The following is a 16,564-nucleotide window of genomic DNA, read 5'->3' as shown; positions in this document are numbered from 1 at the left end:
CTTATATGACAGCCTTTGAGGAGCCTCTTATGCCCTGGCAAAACCTGCTGCGCCGCCGCGATCGTCTGCCCGCCAACCCGGACCTGGGCGAGGGGTTCGCAACCTTGTTGCACCAGTTGGGCAACGTCACACCGTTCGAGTTGGCGGTGGCTGGCGGGCGTTTGATGTCGACGCCGGGGCTGGCGTTTCTGGTGGGGTATCAGGCGGCGTTGCGCATGCTCTGGCCGAGCGCGCCGCTGAGCCTCGGCGCGTTATGCGCGACCGAACAGCGCAGCCTGAGGGTGGCGGACATGCAGACCCGTCTCAGCGATTTGCGTCTGAGCGGGCGCAAGGATTTTGTCACCGCAGGCGATGCCGCCGATTGGCTGCTGATCGCTGCCCGCAGTGAAGCACCCGGTGAAGAACCGCGCCTGAGCCTGGCGGTGGTCTATCCCGATGAACCGGGCGTGCGCCTGGAAAAACTCCCGGCGATCCCATTGATGCCGGACATCAGTCACGGTCGGCTGTTTCTCGATAACGCTCAGTGCGAACTGTTGGCGGGGGATGGCTGGGATGCATACATCAAACCGTTCCGTACCCTTGAAGACATCTATGTGCTGAGCGCCATGACCGCCTGGCTGTACGGCATCGGTCAGGACTGCGACTGGCCGCAAGCCTTGCAACTGCGTTTGCTGGCGCTGCTGGCCGGGTGTGCGGAAGTCAGCCGGCAGGCGCCGAATAATCCGACCGGGCATGTGTTGCTCGGTGGCTTGTTTGCGCAGTTCGATGGGCTCAGGGCTGATGTGACTCAGGCACTGGCCGATGGCCCGCAGCATTGGGCCGCGATGTGGCAGCGCGATCAGGGGGTGATGGATCTGGCGGCGGGTGCGCGGGGCAAGCGATTGGCCAAGGCACTCGCGGGATCTTCGCTGGATTGACCGGCCCCTTCGCGAGCAAGCCCGCTCCCACAGGGTGTGTACAACGCAGATCCAATGTGGGAGCGAGCTTGCTCGCGATGGCGGCCTCAATGACGACGTAGTTTCCGAACTGTCATTTATCTCGACTAGGCTCAGCAGGTCCATCCCTCCGAGCGCCCACCATGTTCAAAGGCTTGTCCCTGATTTTCGGGCTGTTGTTCAGCCTCACGGCCCACGCCGAAAACTGGCCTGCCGAGCAATGGTCGACCGCCCCGACAGTCACCGGGCCGGCGCTTCAAGCCCTGGAGACTTACGCCTTCCCACCCCGTGATGAGGCCACCCGAAAAGGCATCCGCACCGACGCCTTGCTGGTAATCCGCGACGGCCAGTTGATCTACGAACGCTACGCCGGCCCTACCACTGCCGACACCCCGCACCTGACCTGGTCCATCAGCAAAAGCCTGATGGCCACGGTCCTCGGCGTGGCTTATGGCGAGGGCCTGTTCAAGCTTACGGATCCGGTGCTGAAGTTTTATCCACCGCTGGAAAAGCACCCGGCGATGACCATGGCCGATCTGCTGCAATGGGCCTCGGGCCTGGACTGGCAGGAAGACTATGAATACGCGCCGCTGAAATCCTCGGTGGTCGCGATGCTCTACACCCGTGGCCACCAGGACATGGCCGCGTTCACCGCTGATCACACTGAATACGCCAAACCCGGTCAGGCATTCCGTTACTCCAGCGGCGACAGCAATCTGTTGTCCGCCGCGCTGAAAAACATCGTCGGCCCGAACCGCTATCCGGACTATCCATGGACCGTTCTGTTCGAACCCTTGGGGATTCGTCACGCCGTCTGGGAAACCGATGCCACGGGGACGTTCGTCGCCTCATCCTATGCCTATCTCACCGCCAGGGATCTGGCCCGAGTCGGTCTGCTGATGGCGCGCGACGGCCGTTGGGGCGAGCGCCAATTGCTGCCCAAGGACTGGATCACTTTCAACCGCGAACCGTTCGCCCATTATCAAGCCAATCAGGACGACGCCGTGCCCGGTGGCCATTGGTGGCTTAACCGCGCGGTGGATGGCGCGGTAAAGCCCTGGCCCGATGCCCCCGACGACACCTTCGCCGCGATGGGCCATTGGGGCCAGGCGATGTACGTGATTCCCAGCGAAAACCTGGTGATCGTGCGCTACGGCGACGACCGCGACGGCAGCTACCGGCACAACGATTTTCTCAAACTCGCGCTCAAGGCATTTGCCGCGAAGGTGCAGCCATGAACCGCCGCAGCTTTGTTCGTCGCCGACCGTTCAGCACGCTGATGTTGATCCTGCTGATCGCCTTGCTCGGCTGGGTCTGGCAAGAACGCGTCGCGCTGTGGGCGTTCCCGGACATCATCAGCGCCTACACCGCCAAGGAATATTGTTCGTGCCGTTACGTGATGAACAACCCGGCCGAGTACTGCCACAGCTATGTGAAACAGTGGTTGCCGACCAGCGGCTTTACCGATGACGCCGCCAGTAGGCGCGTGACAGTCAGCGGCTTGGGTCGCAGCAACAGCGCCGAGTGGGTCGGCGAGCGCCAAGGCTGCCGCCTGAATCCCTGAATGCTGCTACAAGTTTGCAATTGGCTCACGGGCGGTTAAGGTTCGTGCAGGTTTATCTGCCCCACGAGTCTCTATGTTCAACCGCTTCCTCTGCAAAACCCTCGCCTTCCTGCTGCTGGCCGGTGCCGCCCTGTCGGCCCATGCCGATTGGTATCTGGACGGCGAGTCCTCGCGGCTGTCGTTCATCAGCACCCAAAACACCAACATCTCCGAAGTGCAGCGCTTTCTGGTGCTGCACGGCAAGGTCAACCCCAAGGGCCTGGCCGAGGTCGAAGTTGAGCTGGACTCGGTCAACAGCGGCATCCCGCTGCGCGATGAACGCATGCGCAGGGACCTGTTTGAAATCCAGACCTTCCCTGAAACACTGATCACCGCGCAAATTGATCTGCGGCCGATCAACGATCTGGCGCCCGGTGCGCAACTTGAATTGCGCCTGCCGCTGACCGTCAATCTCCATGGCAAACAACACGAATACACCGCCGAACTGTTGGCAACCCGTCTCGATGACCGACGCTTCCAGGTGGTGACCCTCGAACCGCTGATCATCAATGCCGCGGATTTCGACCTGGCACCCGGCCTGGAAAACTTGCGCAACGTTGCCGGTTTGTCGGCCATCAGTTTGTCGGTGCCGGTGAGCGCGGTACTGATTTTCACGGCGCGCTGACATGGCCGGTGCAATATTCCCCTGGCGTGAAGGCAACAGTTTTGAACTGCTGATCGACGGTCCGCAGTTTTTCCCGCGGATGTTGGTCGCGATTGCCCGTGCCGAAGAACAGGTCGAGCTGGAGCTGTATCTGGTGGAGGCGGGTACCTGTGCCGAGGCGATGGTTCAGGCGTTGGTCCAGGCTGCCGAACGTGGCGTGCGCGTGCGCTGCCTGTTCGATGATTACGGCAGCCTCGCGTTCACCCTGACCTTGCGTCGACGTTTGATGGCGGCGGGTGTGGAGCTGCGTTTCTACAATCGCCTGAGCTGGCGGCGCTGGGTCGGCAACTTCTACCGCGATCACCGCAAGCTGTTGCTGGTCGATCAGAGCATGGCCGTGGTGGGCGGCACCGGGGTGACTGATGAGTTCTGGACGCCGGGCGAAGACACCAGCGAATGGCACGAAGTGATGGTGGAAATCACCGGCCCATTGGTCATCGACTGGCAGTTGCTGTTCGACCGCCAATGGATCGCTAACCGGCATCGGCGTGCCTGGAAACCCGCTGCGCATTTTGGCTTGCCGCGTCTGCCGCGCGTGCCGTCCATGGGCGAGGGCATGGGCCGGGTCGCCTATGCCGACGCCCGCCAGCACCGGGACATCCTGCAATCGCTGACTCGCGCGCTGAACAGCGGCCAGCGGCGGATCTGGCTGGCGACGCCGTACTTCCTGCCGACCTGGAAAGTCCGTCGTTCATTGCGCCGGGCAGCTGCGCGCGGTATCGACGTGCGTCTGCTGCTGACCGGGCCGCGCACCGATCACCCGTCGGTGCGTTATGCCGGGCATCGCTACTACCCGCGATTGCTCAGGGCCGGGGTGAAGATCTTTGAATACCAACCGTGTTTCCTGCATTTGAAAATGGTCCTGATCGACGACTGGGTAAGCATCGGCTCGTGCAATTTCGATCACTGGAATTTGCGTTTCAACCTGGAAGCCAACCTTGAGGCGCTGGACCCTGGGCTGACGCGGGCGGTGGCGGCGAGTTTTGAGAAAGACTTTGCGCAGAGCCAGGAAGTCAGCCTGGAGGTATGGCAACGCCGGCCGCTATGGCGGCGGGTGAAGCAACGGGTGTGGGGATGGGTGGATCGGCTGGTGGTGAATCTGCTGGATCGACGGGGCTAGTGACGCCAGATCGTTCCCACGCTCTGCGTGGGAATGCCTCAAGGGACGCTCCGCGTCCAGTGACGCGGAGCGTCACGGGCTGCATTCCCACGCAGAGCGTGGGAACGATCATTGCGTGCAGAGTTACAGCAGTTCAAAGCTCTGCTGCGTTACGTCCTGGGAATCCAGGCCGATCTCCACGTTGAACTTGCCCGGTTCTGCCGCGTATTTGAGCTGGGCATTGAAGAACTTCAGGTCGTCCTCAGTAATGGTGAAGTGCACGACTTTCTGTTCGCCGGCCTTGAGCATGATTTTCTGGAAGTTCTTCAGCTCCTTTATCGGCCGGATCATCGAACCGGTCACGTCCTGGATGTACAGCTGCACCACGGTTTCGCCGTCACGCTTGCCGGTGTTTTTCAGCATGACGCTGGCGTCGAGCTTGCCGGTCTTGTTCAGCGTGGTCGATGACAGGGCCATGTCGTTCAGGCTGAAGTCGGTGTAGCTCAGACCGAAACCGAACGGGAACAGCGGCCCGGTTGTGTCATCGAAATACTGCGAGGTGTAATTGCCCGGTTTGCCTGGGGTGAACGGCCGGCCAATGCTCAGGTGGTTGTAGTAGGTCGGAATCTGACCCACCGAGCGCGGGAAGGTGATCGGCAGTTTGCCCGACGGGTTGTAGTCGCCAAACAGCACGTCGGCGATGGCGTTACCGCCTTCGGTACCGCTGAACCAGGTTTCCAGAATCGCGTCAGCCTGTTCTTTCTCTTCGAGAATCGACAGCGGACGGCCGTTCATCAACACCAGCACCAACGGTTTGCCGGTGGCCTTCAGGGCCTTGATCAAATCGCGCTGGTTGGCCGGGATGTTCAGGTCGGTGCGGCTCGACGACTCGTGGGACATGCCACGGGATTCGCCCACCGCTGCGACCACCACATCGGCATCCTTGGCGGCTTTCACGGCTTCGTCGATCAGCACTTGGGCCGGACGCGGATCGTCCACCACTTCCGGCGCATCGAAGTTGAGGAAGTTCAGGTAATCGAGGGCTTTCTTGTCACTGGTGATGTTGGCGCCACGGGCGTAGATCAGCGTCGATTGCGCGCCCAGTGCGTTGGTCATGCCGTCGAACAGCGTCACCGATTGCGCAGGGCGACCGTTGGCGGCCCAACTGCCCATCATGTCGATCGGTGCCTTGGCCAATGGACCGACCAGGACGATTTTCGCAGTTTTCTTCAGCGGCAAGGTTTCGCCCTGATTCTTCAGCAACACCATGCTGCGGCGCGCAACGTCGCGAGCCTCGGCACGGTGCAGGCGGCTGTCGGCGTTAGTGTCGACCGGATCATCTTCAGCCTTGCCGATGCGCAGGTACGGGTCCTTGAACAGGCCCATGTCGTACTTGGCGTCGAGCACCGCACGCACGGCGTTGTCGATGTCGCTCTGCTGGATCTCACCGGCCTTCAGCAGCCCTGGCAGTTCCTTGCCGTAGAGCGTGTCGTTCATGCTCATGTGGATGCCGGCCTTGATCGCCAGCTTCGCGGCTTCGCGGCCATCGCGAGCAACACCGTGTTTGATCAGCTCGAAAATCGCCCCGTGGTCGCTGACGGCCAGGCCTTTGAAGCCCCATTGCTTGCGCAACAGGTCGTTCATCAGCCAGGTGTTGGCGGTGGCCGGCACGCCGTTGATCGAGTTCAGCGCGACCATCACCCCGCCAGCACCGGCGTCGATAGCCGCACGGTACGGTGGCAGGTAGTCCTGGAACATCTTGACCGGGCTCATGTCGACGACGTTGTAGTCGCGACCGCCCTCGACCGCGCCGTACAAGGCAAAGTGCTTGACGCTGGCCATGATGCTGTCAGCCGCGTTCGCGCCGGTGCCCTGGAACGCCTTGACCATCACGCCGGCGATACGCGACACGAGATAAGTGTCTTCGCCGAAGCCTTCGGAGGTGCGGCCCCAACGTGGGTCGCGGGAGATGTCGACCATCGGCGCGAAGGTGATGTCGAGGCCGTCCGACGCGGCTTCCTTGGCGGCGATGCGCCCGGACAGGCCGATGGCATTCATGTCCCAGCTCGAGGCCAGGGCTATCGGGATCGGGAAAATGGTCCTATGACCGTGGATCACGTCATAGGCGAAGAACATCGGGATCTTCAACCGGCTGCGCATGGCCGCGTCCTGCATCGGACGGTTTTCCGGGCGGGTGATCGAGTTGAACGTGCCACCGATGTTGCCGGCAGCGATTTCCTTGCGGATCATCTCCCGAGGCATTTCCGGGCCGATACTGATCAGGCGCAACTGGCCGATCTTTTCATCGAGGGTCATTTGCTTCATCAGGTTGCTGATGAACGCGTCCTTGTTTTCCAGAGGTGCGGGCGTCGTGGCGGCCAATACGGTATGACTGGCCAGGCTGACGAGCAGGCCCAGCAAACACAGCTTATTCATGAATGGTTTTCTCTAAAGCCTAAACGGCAGTGAATACGCGCCGGTCAGCCAAAATTTAGGGAGCGACTATTGTTGTTCAGGTAAATGCAGGCACACTTGCGCAGTGTTTTAGCGCTGGGGCATCTTTTAGCCCATTGGCGCGATGCAATCCAGTGGCGGCGGCAGATTATGCCCGAAGAGCCGGGTTCAAAGTTCGAAGGTCGTTTTTCAACGGAATGTGCAAGGGAGCGTCAACCAGATGAATGTACGACACCACACTCGGTCGAGCCTGCAGGTTGCAGCCTTGATGTTGCTGACCACACTGTTGGTCGGCTGCGGCATCAACACGATCCCGACCCTCGACGAACAGGCCAAGGCCGCGTGGGGCCAGGTGCAGAACCAGTACCAGCGCCGCGCCGACCTGATCCCCAATCTGGTGGAAACCGTCAAGGGCTACGCGCAGCATGAGCAGGAAACCCTGACCGCGGTGATCGAAGCCCGGGCCAAGGCCACTTCGATTCAGGTGGACGCCAGCACGCTCGACAATCCAGAAAAGCTCAAGCAATTCCAGCAGGCCCAGGATCAACTGACCGGTGCCTTGAGCCGTTTGATGGTGGTGTCCGAGCGTTACCCGGACCTCAAGGCCAACCAGAATTTCCTGGCCCTGCAATCGCAACTTGAAGGCACCGAGAACCGCATCGCCGTGGCGCGTCGCGACTTCATCCTCGCGGTGCAGAAGTACAACACGGAACTCCGTACCTTCCCCGGTCGCCTGTGGCACACAGTGATGTACAGCGAATTGCCGATCCGCGAAACCTTCGAGGCCACCAGCCCCGATGCGCAAAAAGTGCCAGAAGTGAAATTCAAGTAAGTACCGGGATGGGTTTGAAGCGTCACCACGGATGAGGTTGCCAATGCGCGTGTTGAAAGTTGGCCTGGTGCTGTTGCTGTGGGTGTTTGCCCTGACGGCCCAGGCCGAGTTGAAGTTTCCGGAACTGACCGGACGGGTGGTCGATAACGCCCAGATGATCGAGCCGTCGGTGCGCGAGCAGCTGACGCAACAGCTCCAGGCCCATGAAAAAGCCACCGGCGAGCAACTGGTGGTGGTCACGTTGTCGGATTTGCAGGGCACCGACATTGCGGACTTCGGCTATCAGTTGGGGCGTTATTGGGGCATCGGCCAAAAGGACAAAAACACCGGCGCGCTGCTGATCGTTGCGCGTGACGATCGCAAGCTGCGGATTGAAGTCGGTTATGGCCTGGAAGATCGTCTGACCGATGCGCAGAGTTCTGTGATCATCAATCAGGTGATCACCCCGGCGTTCAAAACCGGCAACTTCAGCAAGGGCATCAGCGACGGGGTTGCGGCGATGCTCGTGGTGCTGGGCGGCAATCCGCTGGATGAGCCGTCCACGGTGTATGACTCCGGAGGCAATCAGGAAAGCGACTTCGTGTCGCGGTATCCGGGGGTATTCGTGTTTCTGGTGATGCTGTTCATCCTGACGTTTTTTGTCTGCCAGATGCTCGGGATCCTGCCCAGCGGTGGTGGCGGCCGAGGCGGTTCCAGCGGCGGGTTCGGTGGCGGTGGTTTTGGTGGCGGTGGAGGAGGCGGGGGCTTCAGCGGCGGCGGGGGCAGTTTCGGGGGCGGCGGTTCGTCAGGCGGCTGGTGATCACACTGCAGGTAACAACAATAGCGAGTGGGCATTCTTAAACATGGCATTACTGACTGAACACGAACAACGCAAAGTCGCCGAGGCAATTGCCCGGGTCGAGCGCGACACCGACGCCGAGCTGGTGACCGTGCTCGCGGCCCGCGCCGACGACTACGCGTACATCCCGCTGCTCTGGGCCAGCCTGCTGGCGCTGGTCGTGCCGGGTGTCGTGCATTACCTGACCGGCTGGCTGACCATGCACAGCTTGCTGCTGGTGCAATGGATCACGTTCATCGTGCTGTGCCTGGTGTTCCGGATTCCGAAAATCACCACGCACCTGATCCCGCGCTCGGTGCGCCACTGGCGCGCCTCGAACCTGGCGCGCCGGCAGTTTCTGGAGCAAAACCTGCACCACACAGTGGGCAGCACTGGCATGCTGATTTTCGTCTCCGAGGCTGAGCGCTATGTGGAGATTTTGGTCGATGAAGGGATTTCGAAGCGCCTGGACAACAAAAACTGGGACGCGATTGTGGCGGCGTTTACGCAGCAGGTGAAGCAGGGGCAGACGTTGCAGGGATTTGTGTCCTGCGTAGAGGCGTGCGGCGAGTTGCTTAAGGTGCATGTGCCGGTGACGCATGTGAGGAATGAGTTGCCGAATCGGTTGGTGGTGTTGGGCTAAAAGCCCCCCTCACCCTAACCCTCTCCCCGAGGGGCGAGGGGACTGACCGATGTGTTCTCTAGATATTTTTCGACCGGGGAAATCGAGTCGAACTCAGGTTTAATAAGCTTGAAGATCGGCTCCCTTTCCCCCTCTCCCCATTGGGGAGAGGGCTGGGGTGAGGGGTGGTTTTCAAACCGTTCGGTAAATAACCGCGTGTCCCAAACCCCCATCCCCCCTAAAATACCCGCCATTCCCCGATCCGCACCGCCCGAGGCCGTTTTTCCCATGTCTGTCACCGCCATTCCCACCAGCCTCGCGCCGGATCACCACGCCCAGTTTATCGACCTGCTGCAATCCAGCCTCGACGACAACGCCTTCATCAAACTGGTGCTGGCCAAGTACGTCGGCACTGAGGCGGAGCTGCAGCGGCTGATCATCAAACAGCTGACGGTCAAGGATCAGCCCTGCCTGTCCTTCGTCTACCGTTACAAGACCCGCGACATCACCAAGAATCTGCCGATTGCCGAGGGCGTAGCGACCATCGCTGCGCTGCTGCCGGCGTCGTTCAAAAATGCGCATTTACTGTCGCTGACGGACGAAGCCCAGCTCGAATACAGCAAAAAGGGCAAGTCTTCGCTGTTCAGGAGCAAACCTCAGCAATTGCGGGAGGTGCCGTCCGCCGAGCACAACCGCGAGAAAAACCGCTTCCTTGACCTGAGCCGGCCGTTCCTTGCCGACCTCGGCGTGACCAACAAGCAGCATGAACTGATCCCGGCGATGTCGCGCAAGTGGAAGCAGATCAACAAATTCATCGAAGTCTTCAGCCACGCACTGACCACGTCACCGCTGGCGCTGGACAAGCCGGTTCAGGTGGCGGACTTCGGTTCGGGCAAGGGTTACCTGACGTTCGCGATTCACGACTATCTGCGCAACACGTTGAAGGCCGAAGGCGTGGTGACGGGTGTCGAGCTGCGCGAAGAAATGGTCAACCTGTGTAACGCCGCAGCCGCAAAACTCGAGCATCCGGGGCTGGTGTTCAAGTGCGGTGATGTGCGCAGCGTGGCGCCGAGCGAGCTGGACGTGATGATCGCGCTGCATGCGTGCGACATCGCCACCGACTATGCGATTCACACCGGTATCCGTTCCGGCGCCTCGATCATCATGTGCTCGCCGTGCTGCCACAAGCAGATCCGCCTGCAAATCCAGAGCCCGGCGCTGCTCAAACCGATGCTGCAATACGGTCTGCATTTGGGGCAGCAGGCGGAAATGGTCACCGACAGTTTGCGCGCGTTGTTCCTTGAGGCCTGTGGTTACGAGACCAAGGTATTCGAGTTCATTTCACTGGACCACACCAACAAGAACAAGATGATCCTGGCGGTCAAACGTGCCGAGCCGGTGGACCCAGCTCAGCTGTTGGTGAAGATTCAGGAACTGAAGGATTTCTACCACATCAGCGAACATTGCCTCGAAACCCTGCTGCAGGCGGATGGGCTGCTTGTGGCTAAGGCTTGACCTGAATGCCTGCCGGTAACGTGCCCGGTTGCGCCGGGCGCACGGCCGTCTTGCGTCCCAACATCACGGTCACGATCACCCCGGCGGCAAACAGCCAGGTGATCGGCTCGATGTGTTCACCGAAGAACATCGCCGAAAAGGCGATGGTGAAGAAAATCTGCAACAGTTGGATCTGACTGACCCGCGCAATGCCGCCCATCGCCAACCCGGCGTACCAGGCAAAAAAGCCGATGAATTGCGAAAACAGCGAGACGTAACCAAACGCCCACCAGGTCTTGGCCGAAATCTCGCCTTGATGTTGCAATGCCAGGTACACCACCGGCCCGATCAGCAACGGCGTCGATAACACTAACGCCCAGCAGATCACCTGCCAGCCGCCCATCTCCTTGGCCAATCGGCCGCCCTCGGCATAACCCAGGCCACCCACGGCAATCGCCCCGAGCATCAGCAAATCACCGACCTGAATGCTGCCGGCACCGCTGATCAGCGCATAACCGAGCACCAGCGCACTGCCCAGTGCGGCGCAGGCCCAGAACGCTTTCGACGGTCGTTCATGGGACAACCACGCGGCATACAGCGCAACGCACAGCGGTTGCAGGCCGTTGACCAGTGCGCCGTGAGACGCCGGCAAGGTTTGCATGGCCCAGGCCGAAAGCACCGGGAAGCCGAGGATCACCCCGGCAATCACCAGGGTCAGACCTTTGACCTGTTTCCAGGTCGGCCATTTTTCCCGACGCCACAGCAACAACAACGCTGCCGGAACCGCCGCGAACAGCGCACGGCCCAGGCCGTTGAGCAGCGGATGGAGTTCCTGCACGACGATCCGTGTGAAGGGCAGGGTGAGACTGAAAATCACAACGCCGAGCAGGCCGAGGGCCATGCCGGTGTTTTCGCGCGAGGACATGATGGCAACCAGAATCGAGGGCGACGGAGAGAGTCTTCATCTAGCCATAAACCGCAGGGTTCGCGCTGTTACAGCTAGGTGCAGAGTTATCCGTACAGTTTGAGGACGCCATCGCGAGCAAGCTCGCTCCCACATTGAAATGCGTTTCCCTGTGGGAGCGAGCCTGCTCGCGAAGAACGATAACTCGGTCGTCAGGTAGTAGCTGGTTATTACCCGACCCTGCGGATAAGGACTACCTTGAATACTCCTACGTATTTCCCAGAGGAGTCCTCCCCATGGCGGCTAAAAAAATTCTGATGCTGGTCGGCGATTACGTCGAAGACTACGAAGTGATGGTGCCGTTTCAGGCGCTGCTGATGGTCGGCCACACGGTGCATGCCGTTTGCCCGGACAAAACCGCCGGTCAGACGGTACGCACGGCAATCCACGACTTTGAAGGCGACCAGACCTACAGCGAAAAGCCCGGCCACCTGTTTGCCCTGAACTTCGATTTTGCCAAGGTCGATGCCGCGGACTACGACGCGCTGCTGGTACCGGGAGGTCGTGCGCCTGAGTACCTGCGCCTGAACGAAAAAGTCCTGGAACTGGTGCGAGCGTTCGATAAGGCCGGCAAACCGATTGCCGCTGTGTGTCACGGTGCACAATTGCTGGCGGCAGCGGGGATTCTCGAAGGTCGCGAGTGCAGCGCTTACCCGGCCTGTGCTCCGGAAGTGCGCCTGGCCGGTGGTACGTTCATCGATATCCCGGTGACGGAAGGTCACGTTCAAGGCAATCTGGCCACTGCTCCGGCCTGGCCGGCGCACCCGAGCTGGCTCGCCGGTTTCCTCGGGTTGCTGGGCACCAAAATCACGCTGTAACGAGGGACCTGTCCATGTGCGAGCTCTACGTCAAAGCCGATCCGATTCTCTACGAATCGCGCTCCCGCTCGCTGCGCATCTGCGGGGTGGTCACCACCCTGCGGCTGGAGAATCAGTTCTGGGACATCCTCAGTGAAATTGCCGAGGTCGACGGCATGACCACCAATCAGTTGATCGCCAAGCTGTATGAAGAGGTGATGGACTACCGCGGCGAAGTGGTGAATTTTGCCTCGTTTTTGCGGGTCAGTTGTACGCGGTATCTGAGTCAGCGACGGGTGCAGGCGCCGGAGTTATCGGTGGTGCGCTCGGTGGTGAAGTAGGGCAGGTTGGTCTTTACTCTGAAGCGCGAAACCTCTCAATTGCCAAGGAGAAAGAGCATGTCTGGATGGTATGAAGTGAGCAAAAGCAGCAATGGTCAGTTCAAATTTGTACTGAAGGCCGCCAACGCGGAAACCATTCTGACCAGCGAGCTGTACATCACCCGCGCTGCCGCTGACAAAGGCATCGTATCGGTTCAGAGCAACAGCCCGAAGGATGAACGCTACGAGAAGAAAACCACCAAGGATGGCCATCCTTACTTCAACCTCAAGGCTGGTAACCACGAGATCATCGGCAGCAGCGAGGCTTATGCCTCCGCTGCCGCGCTGGAGAAAGGCATCGCCAGCGTAAAGGCTAACGGGCCGACCACGGTGATCAAGGACAAAACCTTGCCGGTGCTCTGACTGTCCGAGATCGTTCCCACGCTTCGCGTGGGATTGATTTTCAGGCTTCGACTGGAACTGTGAGCTTGGGGCTACCCAGCGCATGGGTCTTCGAATCAAAAAACCGCAGTTCCACACCAGTACCCTCAAACACCTTCGCGTAATGCCGCTTCTGGTGCTGAATGAACGCCTTGCTGCGCGGATAAATCGAGATCGCCACCCCCTGCGGTTTCGCCTGGCGCAAGGCGTGGATGATGTGGCTGTCCTGCTCACCCAGGGCATGGCCAAACAGGCACAACCCGTCACCATGACCGAGTAGCTGGTCGTAGCAGAACGACAGATAGTCCGAGCTGCGAATGGTTTTGAGCTTGTCCTGCGCCGGACCTTCATTGACGAACAGCGGCACGTCGTCGAGGGTCTTGATCGTGTTGTTGATCGCGAAGGTGCCGAGCAACGTGCCCTCGGTCGACATCAGTTTGCGCGCCGTGCCGTCCTGATTGCGCACCAGATGCAGGCCGCCGTGCAGGTACAGCAGGCGGGTTTTATCGGTCGCCGTGGCGCTTAGATCAAAGCTTGATTCTGCACCCTGAAACAGGTCGCTGATCGCATCAGGCTGGTGCTGAGTCGCCCAGTAGTTGAGCAGATCGTAGTTGGTGGTGAACACGGTCCGGTAACGGCCCAGTTCCTGATTGATCGCCGCCAGCGTCGAGGGCACCACCAGCCGCCACGGGATGTGCACCGCGTGCACGCTGTTGATCAACGCTTCCTTGATCGCGTAGTAACGATTGCGCGGTGCGGCGGAACTTACGGCCAAGGCCTTGTTGACCCGGCTGGTGGTTTTCAGCGCGCTGAGCACCTGCTCGAAGCTGCGCGTCTGCAGGGCGTCGAACACGCTCAGCTCGGACTGGCTCAGGGGCTTTTCTTCGACGGTGCGGGCGTTTTCAAACAGCGAGTCGTAGCCGAAGTCGTCCCACACGGCGCGGCTGGCGCCGTTGCCCACCAGCAGGCCGCCGAACGAGGCGGTGGTGCGCAAGGCGTTCCAGTCTTCAAGTTGGGCATCAACATCCTGGAAATCGGTCATTGCGGTCAAAGTCTCAAAGCAAAGGGTCTGATGGGCGGCGACTTTATCACGACCAAGACTTGAGCCAGATCAAGTTACTGCGCGGCCGATAGGTCGATCCTTGTGGGTACCCGCTGGATCGGCGCTGCCGATTCGGCCTCAGCCAGGAGACTCGCTCATGAGCAGCACGTTTTTCATCCCCGCCGTGAACATCATGGGCATTGGTTGCCTGGACGAAGCCATGGACGCCATTCGCAAGTACGGTTTTCGCAAGGCGCTGATCGTCACCGACGCCGGGCTGGCCAAGGCGGGTGTCGCGAAAATGATTGCCGATAAACTGGCGTTGAAGGACATCGATTCGGTGATTTTCGACGGCGCCAAACCTAACCCGAGCATCGCCAACGTCGAAAGCGGTCTGGGTCTGCTCAAGGAAACCCGCTGTGATTTCGTGGTGTCGCTGGGCGGCGGTTCGCCCCATGACTGCGCCAAAGGCATCGCGTTATGCGCGACCAACGGCGGGCAGATTCGCGATTACGAAGGCGTCGATCAATCCACCCAGCCACAACTGCCGCTGATCGCGATCAACACCACCGCCGGCACCGCCAGCGAGATGACCCGTTTCTGCATCATCACCGACGAATCCCGTCACGTAAAAATGGCCATTGTCGATCGCAACGTCACGCCACTGCTGTCGGTCAACGACCCGGCGCTGATGGTCGCCATGCCCAAGGGCCTGACGGCTGCCACCGGCATGGACGCGTTGACTCACGCTATCGAGGCTTACGTTTCCACGGCGGCCAATCCGATCACCGATGCCTGCGCGCTGAAAGCGATCACGTTGATCAGCAACAACCTGCGCCTGGCCGTCCGTGACGGTAGTGACATGGCCGCGCGGGAAAACATGGCTTACGCGCAGTTTCTCGCCGGCATGGCGTTCAATAACGCATCCCTGGGTTATGTCCACGCCATGGCTCACCAGTTGGGCGGGTTCTACGACTTGCCTCATGGTGTGTGCAACGCGGTACTGCTGCCCCACGTACAAAGCTTTAACGCACTGGTTTGTGCCGATCGCCTCACTGATGTCGCCCTTGCAATGGGCGTCGATGTTCACGGCTTCACCCCGGAAGCGGGCGCCCAGGCGGCCATCGTGGCGATCCGCAGCCTGTCCAGAGACGTGGAAATTCCCGCCGGTTTGCGTGAGCTCGGTACCAAGCTCAACGACATCCCGATCCTCGCCACCAATGCCTTGAAAGATGCGTGTGGCGTGACCAATCCTCGAGCGGCGGATCAGCGTCAGATCGAGGAGATTTTCCGCAACGCCTTTTAAGAAGTTTTGCGACCGGGCGCGAGCATCACGCAGAGCATCGCGCCCAACGCCAGCAAGGTACACAACAGCGACAACGGCCAGGCCTGCGGGCTTGCGATCAAACTGGCGATCCCGCCGATAACGGCGGCCATCAATTGATGAATGAAACCGCTCAACGCCATCGCATACGCACCACCGACCGGCGAACCGTCATTGGCCAGGGACAGGCTGATCGGGTAAGTCAACGACTGGCCGAACACCGCAAAGCAATAGGGCAACCAGAACAGCAGTGCCACTGAAGTGCCCGCCACACTCCCCAGCAACATCACCGCGCTGCCGGCCAGCACCAGCCCCACACCCGCCGTCATCAACCCGCGTTGACCGGTGCGAAGTACAAAGCCATTGACCCCCAAAGCCCCCAGAAAATACGCCGCGCTGATCGGCCAGCCTAACAACCCGTATTCCACGGCCGACCAGTTGAACGGTCCTTGCAGAATCAGCGGCGCTGCGGTGTTGAACGCGACAATCACTCCGTACCCGAGGCCGCCGGTGAGGGCCGGCAACAGAAAGGCTCGATGACGCAAGATGCGCCAGTAGCTCGGCCAGGCGGATGACGGGGCATTCTCCTCGGCCAGCACCGGGAACCTAACCCGGGCCACGATTAGCGCCATCATCAGACTCACACCACCCAACAGGCAGAAAATCGCTGGCCAGCCCAGCGCCACCTGGATGATCGACCCCAAGTATTGGCCGATACCCAGCGCCACCACGAAGGAAATCGAAATCCAGGACAACGCCTTGGCCAGTAGGTCGCCGCGGAAACTGTCGCGGATCAGCACCCGCGCCATGACCGAAATGCCGCTGGCGCCAATGCCCTGAACCAGTCGAAACGTCAGGAACGATTCAAGCGTCTGGCTCAGGGGCAGCGCCAGATTTCCCAAGCCGTAGATGCCGAGTGCGGCGAGCAGCACCGGTTTGCGGCCGATGCGCTGACCCAGGCTGCCCCAGAACAACATCGGCAGCGCCATGCCGATCAGATACACCGCCAGCCCCCAGGAAACCTGCGAGGCGTCGGAAGACAAATCCCCGGCCATTTCCGGCAGCGCCGGCAGGTAAATGCTCATGCCTAATTGAGCGAGAAAAACCGTGCTGCAGGTGACGAGGAGGGTGGTGCTGCTCTTCATTGAATCTTCCC

General features: G+C 60.5%; 17 protein-coding genes. 13 read left to right on the top strand and 4 right to left on the bottom strand.

Going from position 1 to position 16,564, the window contains the following annotated elements:
* The first annotated feature begins 29 nt into the window (after nucleotides 1-29).
* The 5 genes from ACYZT7_RS25320 to ACYZT7_RS25300 all read left to right on the top strand — a co-directional run bounded on the left by ACYZT7_RS25320 (nucleotide 30) and on the right by ACYZT7_RS25300 (nucleotide 4,322).
* A complete protein-coding gene (locus ACYZT7_RS25320) occupies nucleotides 30-917 on the top strand; it encodes an acyl-CoA dehydrogenase middle domain-containing protein (protein WP_462038665.1) in 888 nt (295 codons plus the stop codon).
* A 161-nt stretch (nucleotides 918-1,078) separates the two neighbouring features.
* Nucleotides 1,079-2,173, top strand: a complete 1,095-nt coding sequence (locus tag ACYZT7_RS25315; protein WP_462038664.1) for a serine hydrolase domain-containing protein — start codon at nucleotides 1,079-1,081, stop codon at nucleotides 2,171-2,173.
* Nucleotides 2,170-2,499, top strand: a complete 330-nt coding sequence (locus tag ACYZT7_RS25310; protein WP_462038663.1) for an amidase — start codon at nucleotides 2,170-2,172, stop codon at nucleotides 2,497-2,499. Before ACYZT7_RS25315 ends, ACYZT7_RS25310 begins: the two co-directional genes overlap by 4 nt.
* A 73-nt stretch (nucleotides 2,500-2,572) precedes the next feature.
* A complete protein-coding gene (locus ACYZT7_RS25305; RefSeq protein WP_462038662.1) occupies nucleotides 2,573-3,163 on the top strand; it encodes a YceI family protein in 591 nt (196 codons plus the stop codon).
* A 1-nt stretch (nucleotide 3,164) separates the two neighbouring features.
* Nucleotides 3,165-4,322 carry a phospholipase D-like domain-containing protein gene (locus ACYZT7_RS25300; protein WP_462038661.1) on the top strand — a complete coding sequence of 386 codons (1,158 nt, stop codon included), beginning with the start codon at nucleotides 3,165-3,167 and terminating at the stop codon, nucleotides 4,320-4,322.
* A 123-nt stretch (nucleotides 4,323-4,445) separates the two neighbouring features.
* Here ACYZT7_RS25300 and bglX read toward each other — a convergent pair whose 3' ends face one another.
* On the bottom strand, nucleotides 4,446-6,737 hold the full coding sequence (gene bglX, locus ACYZT7_RS25295; protein WP_462038660.1) for a beta-glucosidase BglX: 2,292 nt from the start codon (nucleotides 6,735-6,737) through the stop codon (nucleotides 4,446-4,448).
* A gap of 238 nt (nucleotides 6,738-6,975) precedes the next feature.
* Between bglX and ACYZT7_RS25290 the strand changes: the two genes are divergently transcribed.
* From ACYZT7_RS25290 to ACYZT7_RS25275, 4 genes are all read left to right on the top strand, one after another.
* Nucleotides 6,976-7,587 (top strand): LemA family protein, encoded by a 612-nt coding sequence (locus ACYZT7_RS25290; RefSeq protein ID WP_462038659.1) that lies wholly within the window; start codon nucleotides 6,976-6,978, stop codon nucleotides 7,585-7,587.
* A gap of 43 nt (nucleotides 7,588-7,630) precedes the next feature.
* Nucleotides 7,631-8,386, top strand: coding sequence for a TPM domain-containing protein (locus tag ACYZT7_RS25285; RefSeq protein ID WP_462038658.1), 756 nt, complete (start codon nucleotides 7,631-7,633; stop codon nucleotides 8,384-8,386).
* 43 nt (nucleotides 8,387-8,429) lie between these two features.
* Nucleotides 8,430-9,047, top strand: a complete 618-nt coding sequence (locus ACYZT7_RS25280; RefSeq protein WP_462038657.1) for a TPM domain-containing protein — start codon at nucleotides 8,430-8,432, stop codon at nucleotides 9,045-9,047.
* A 267-nt stretch (nucleotides 9,048-9,314) separates the two neighbouring features.
* Nucleotides 9,315-10,541, top strand: a complete 1,227-nt coding sequence (locus tag ACYZT7_RS25275; RefSeq protein ID WP_462038656.1) for a class I SAM-dependent methyltransferase — start codon at nucleotides 9,315-9,317, stop codon at nucleotides 10,539-10,541.
* Here the strand turns inward: ACYZT7_RS25275 and ACYZT7_RS25270 are convergent.
* Nucleotides 10,531-11,445, bottom strand: coding sequence for a DMT family transporter (locus ACYZT7_RS25270; protein WP_462038655.1), 915 nt, complete (start codon nucleotides 11,443-11,445; stop codon nucleotides 10,531-10,533). The genes ACYZT7_RS25275 and ACYZT7_RS25270 overlap by 11 nt on opposite strands.
* 275 nt (nucleotides 11,446-11,720) lie before the next feature.
* Here ACYZT7_RS25270 and ACYZT7_RS25265 point away from each other — a divergent pair, with 275 nt between their 5' ends.
* The 3 genes from ACYZT7_RS25265 to ACYZT7_RS25255 are packed head-to-tail and all read left to right on the top strand — an operon-like array spanning nucleotide 11,721 to nucleotide 13,024.
* A complete protein-coding gene (locus ACYZT7_RS25265; RefSeq protein WP_258620479.1) occupies nucleotides 11,721-12,302 on the top strand; it encodes a DJ-1/PfpI family protein in 582 nt (193 codons plus the stop codon).
* Between the two features lie 14 nt (nucleotides 12,303-12,316).
* Nucleotides 12,317-12,622 carry a ribbon-helix-helix domain-containing protein gene (locus ACYZT7_RS25260; protein WP_221108594.1) on the top strand — a complete coding sequence of 102 codons (306 nt, stop codon included), beginning with the start codon at nucleotides 12,317-12,319 and terminating at the stop codon, nucleotides 12,620-12,622.
* Nucleotides 12,623-12,679: 57 nt separating this feature from the next.
* On the top strand, nucleotides 12,680-13,024 hold the full coding sequence (locus ACYZT7_RS25255) for a YegP family protein (protein ID WP_462038654.1): 345 nt from the start codon (nucleotides 12,680-12,682) through the stop codon (nucleotides 13,022-13,024).
* A gap of 40 nt (nucleotides 13,025-13,064) precedes the next feature.
* Here ACYZT7_RS25255 and ACYZT7_RS25250 read toward each other — a convergent pair whose 3' ends face one another.
* Nucleotides 13,065-14,084 carry a DUF4917 family protein gene (locus ACYZT7_RS25250; protein WP_462038653.1) on the bottom strand — a complete coding sequence of 340 codons (1,020 nt, stop codon included), beginning with the start codon at nucleotides 14,082-14,084 and terminating at the stop codon, nucleotides 13,065-13,067.
* A 157-nt stretch (nucleotides 14,085-14,241) separates the two neighbouring features.
* Between ACYZT7_RS25250 and yiaY the strand changes: the two genes are divergently transcribed.
* Nucleotides 14,242-15,390: an L-threonine dehydrogenase gene (gene yiaY / locus ACYZT7_RS25245; protein ID WP_462038652.1), complete on the top strand. Its 1,149-nt coding sequence runs from the start codon at nucleotides 14,242-14,244 to the stop codon at nucleotides 15,388-15,390.
* On the opposite strand, the gene ACYZT7_RS25240 is transcribed toward yiaY, so the two are convergent.
* A complete protein-coding gene (locus tag ACYZT7_RS25240; RefSeq protein ID WP_462038651.1) occupies nucleotides 15,387-16,553 on the bottom strand; it encodes an MFS transporter in 1,167 nt (388 codons plus the stop codon). The genes yiaY and ACYZT7_RS25240 overlap by 4 nt on opposite strands.
* Nucleotides 16,554-16,564 lie beyond the last annotated feature (11 nt).

Source organism: Pseudomonas sp. RT4P38 (genome assembly GCF_054897765.1).
Note: the sequence above shows the minus strand (reverse complement) of the source record. Positions and strands in the feature narration are given on the sequence as shown.

Excerpts from the sequence above, each read along its gene's own strand:
- ACYZT7_RS25320 (WP_462038665.1), top strand. The coding sequence starts at position 30 with ATGCCCTGGCAAAACCTGCTGCGCCGCCGCGATCGTCTGCCCGCCAAC.
- ACYZT7_RS25315 (WP_462038664.1), top strand. The coding sequence starts at position 1,079 with ATGTTCAAAGGCTTGTCCCTGATTTTCGGGCTGTTGTTCAGCCTCACG.
- ACYZT7_RS25310 (WP_462038663.1), top strand. The coding sequence starts at position 2,170 with ATGAACCGCCGCAGCTTTGTTCGTCGCCGACCGTTCAGCACGCTGATG.
- ACYZT7_RS25305 (WP_462038662.1), top strand. The coding sequence starts at position 2,573 with ATGTTCAACCGCTTCCTCTGCAAAACCCTCGCCTTCCTGCTGCTGGCC.
- ACYZT7_RS25300 (WP_462038661.1), top strand. The coding sequence starts at position 3,165 with ATGGCCGGTGCAATATTCCCCTGGCGTGAAGGCAACAGTTTTGAACTG.
- bglX (WP_462038660.1), bottom strand. The coding sequence starts at position 6,737 with ATGAATAAGCTGTGTTTGCTGGGCCTGCTCGTCAGCCTGGCCAGTCAT.
- ACYZT7_RS25290 (WP_462038659.1), top strand. The coding sequence starts at position 6,976 with ATGAATGTACGACACCACACTCGGTCGAGCCTGCAGGTTGCAGCCTTG.
- ACYZT7_RS25285 (WP_462038658.1), top strand. The coding sequence starts at position 7,631 with ATGCGCGTGTTGAAAGTTGGCCTGGTGCTGTTGCTGTGGGTGTTTGCC.
- ACYZT7_RS25280 (WP_462038657.1), top strand. The coding sequence starts at position 8,430 with ATGGCATTACTGACTGAACACGAACAACGCAAAGTCGCCGAGGCAATT.
- ACYZT7_RS25275 (WP_462038656.1), top strand. The coding sequence starts at position 9,315 with ATGTCTGTCACCGCCATTCCCACCAGCCTCGCGCCGGATCACCACGCC.
- ACYZT7_RS25270 (WP_462038655.1), bottom strand. The coding sequence starts at position 11,445 with ATGTCCTCGCGCGAAAACACCGGCATGGCCCTCGGCCTGCTCGGCGTT.
- ACYZT7_RS25265 (WP_258620479.1), top strand. The coding sequence starts at position 11,721 with ATGGCGGCTAAAAAAATTCTGATGCTGGTCGGCGATTACGTCGAAGAC.
- ACYZT7_RS25260 (WP_221108594.1), top strand. The coding sequence starts at position 12,317 with ATGTGCGAGCTCTACGTCAAAGCCGATCCGATTCTCTACGAATCGCGC.
- ACYZT7_RS25255 (WP_462038654.1), top strand. The coding sequence starts at position 12,680 with ATGTCTGGATGGTATGAAGTGAGCAAAAGCAGCAATGGTCAGTTCAAA.
- ACYZT7_RS25250 (WP_462038653.1), bottom strand. The coding sequence starts at position 14,084 with ATGACCGATTTCCAGGATGTTGATGCCCAACTTGAAGACTGGAACGCC.
- yiaY (WP_462038652.1), top strand. The coding sequence starts at position 14,242 with ATGAGCAGCACGTTTTTCATCCCCGCCGTGAACATCATGGGCATTGGT.
- ACYZT7_RS25240 (WP_462038651.1), bottom strand. The coding sequence starts at position 16,553 with ATGAAGAGCAGCACCACCCTCCTCGTCACCTGCAGCACGGTTTTTCTC.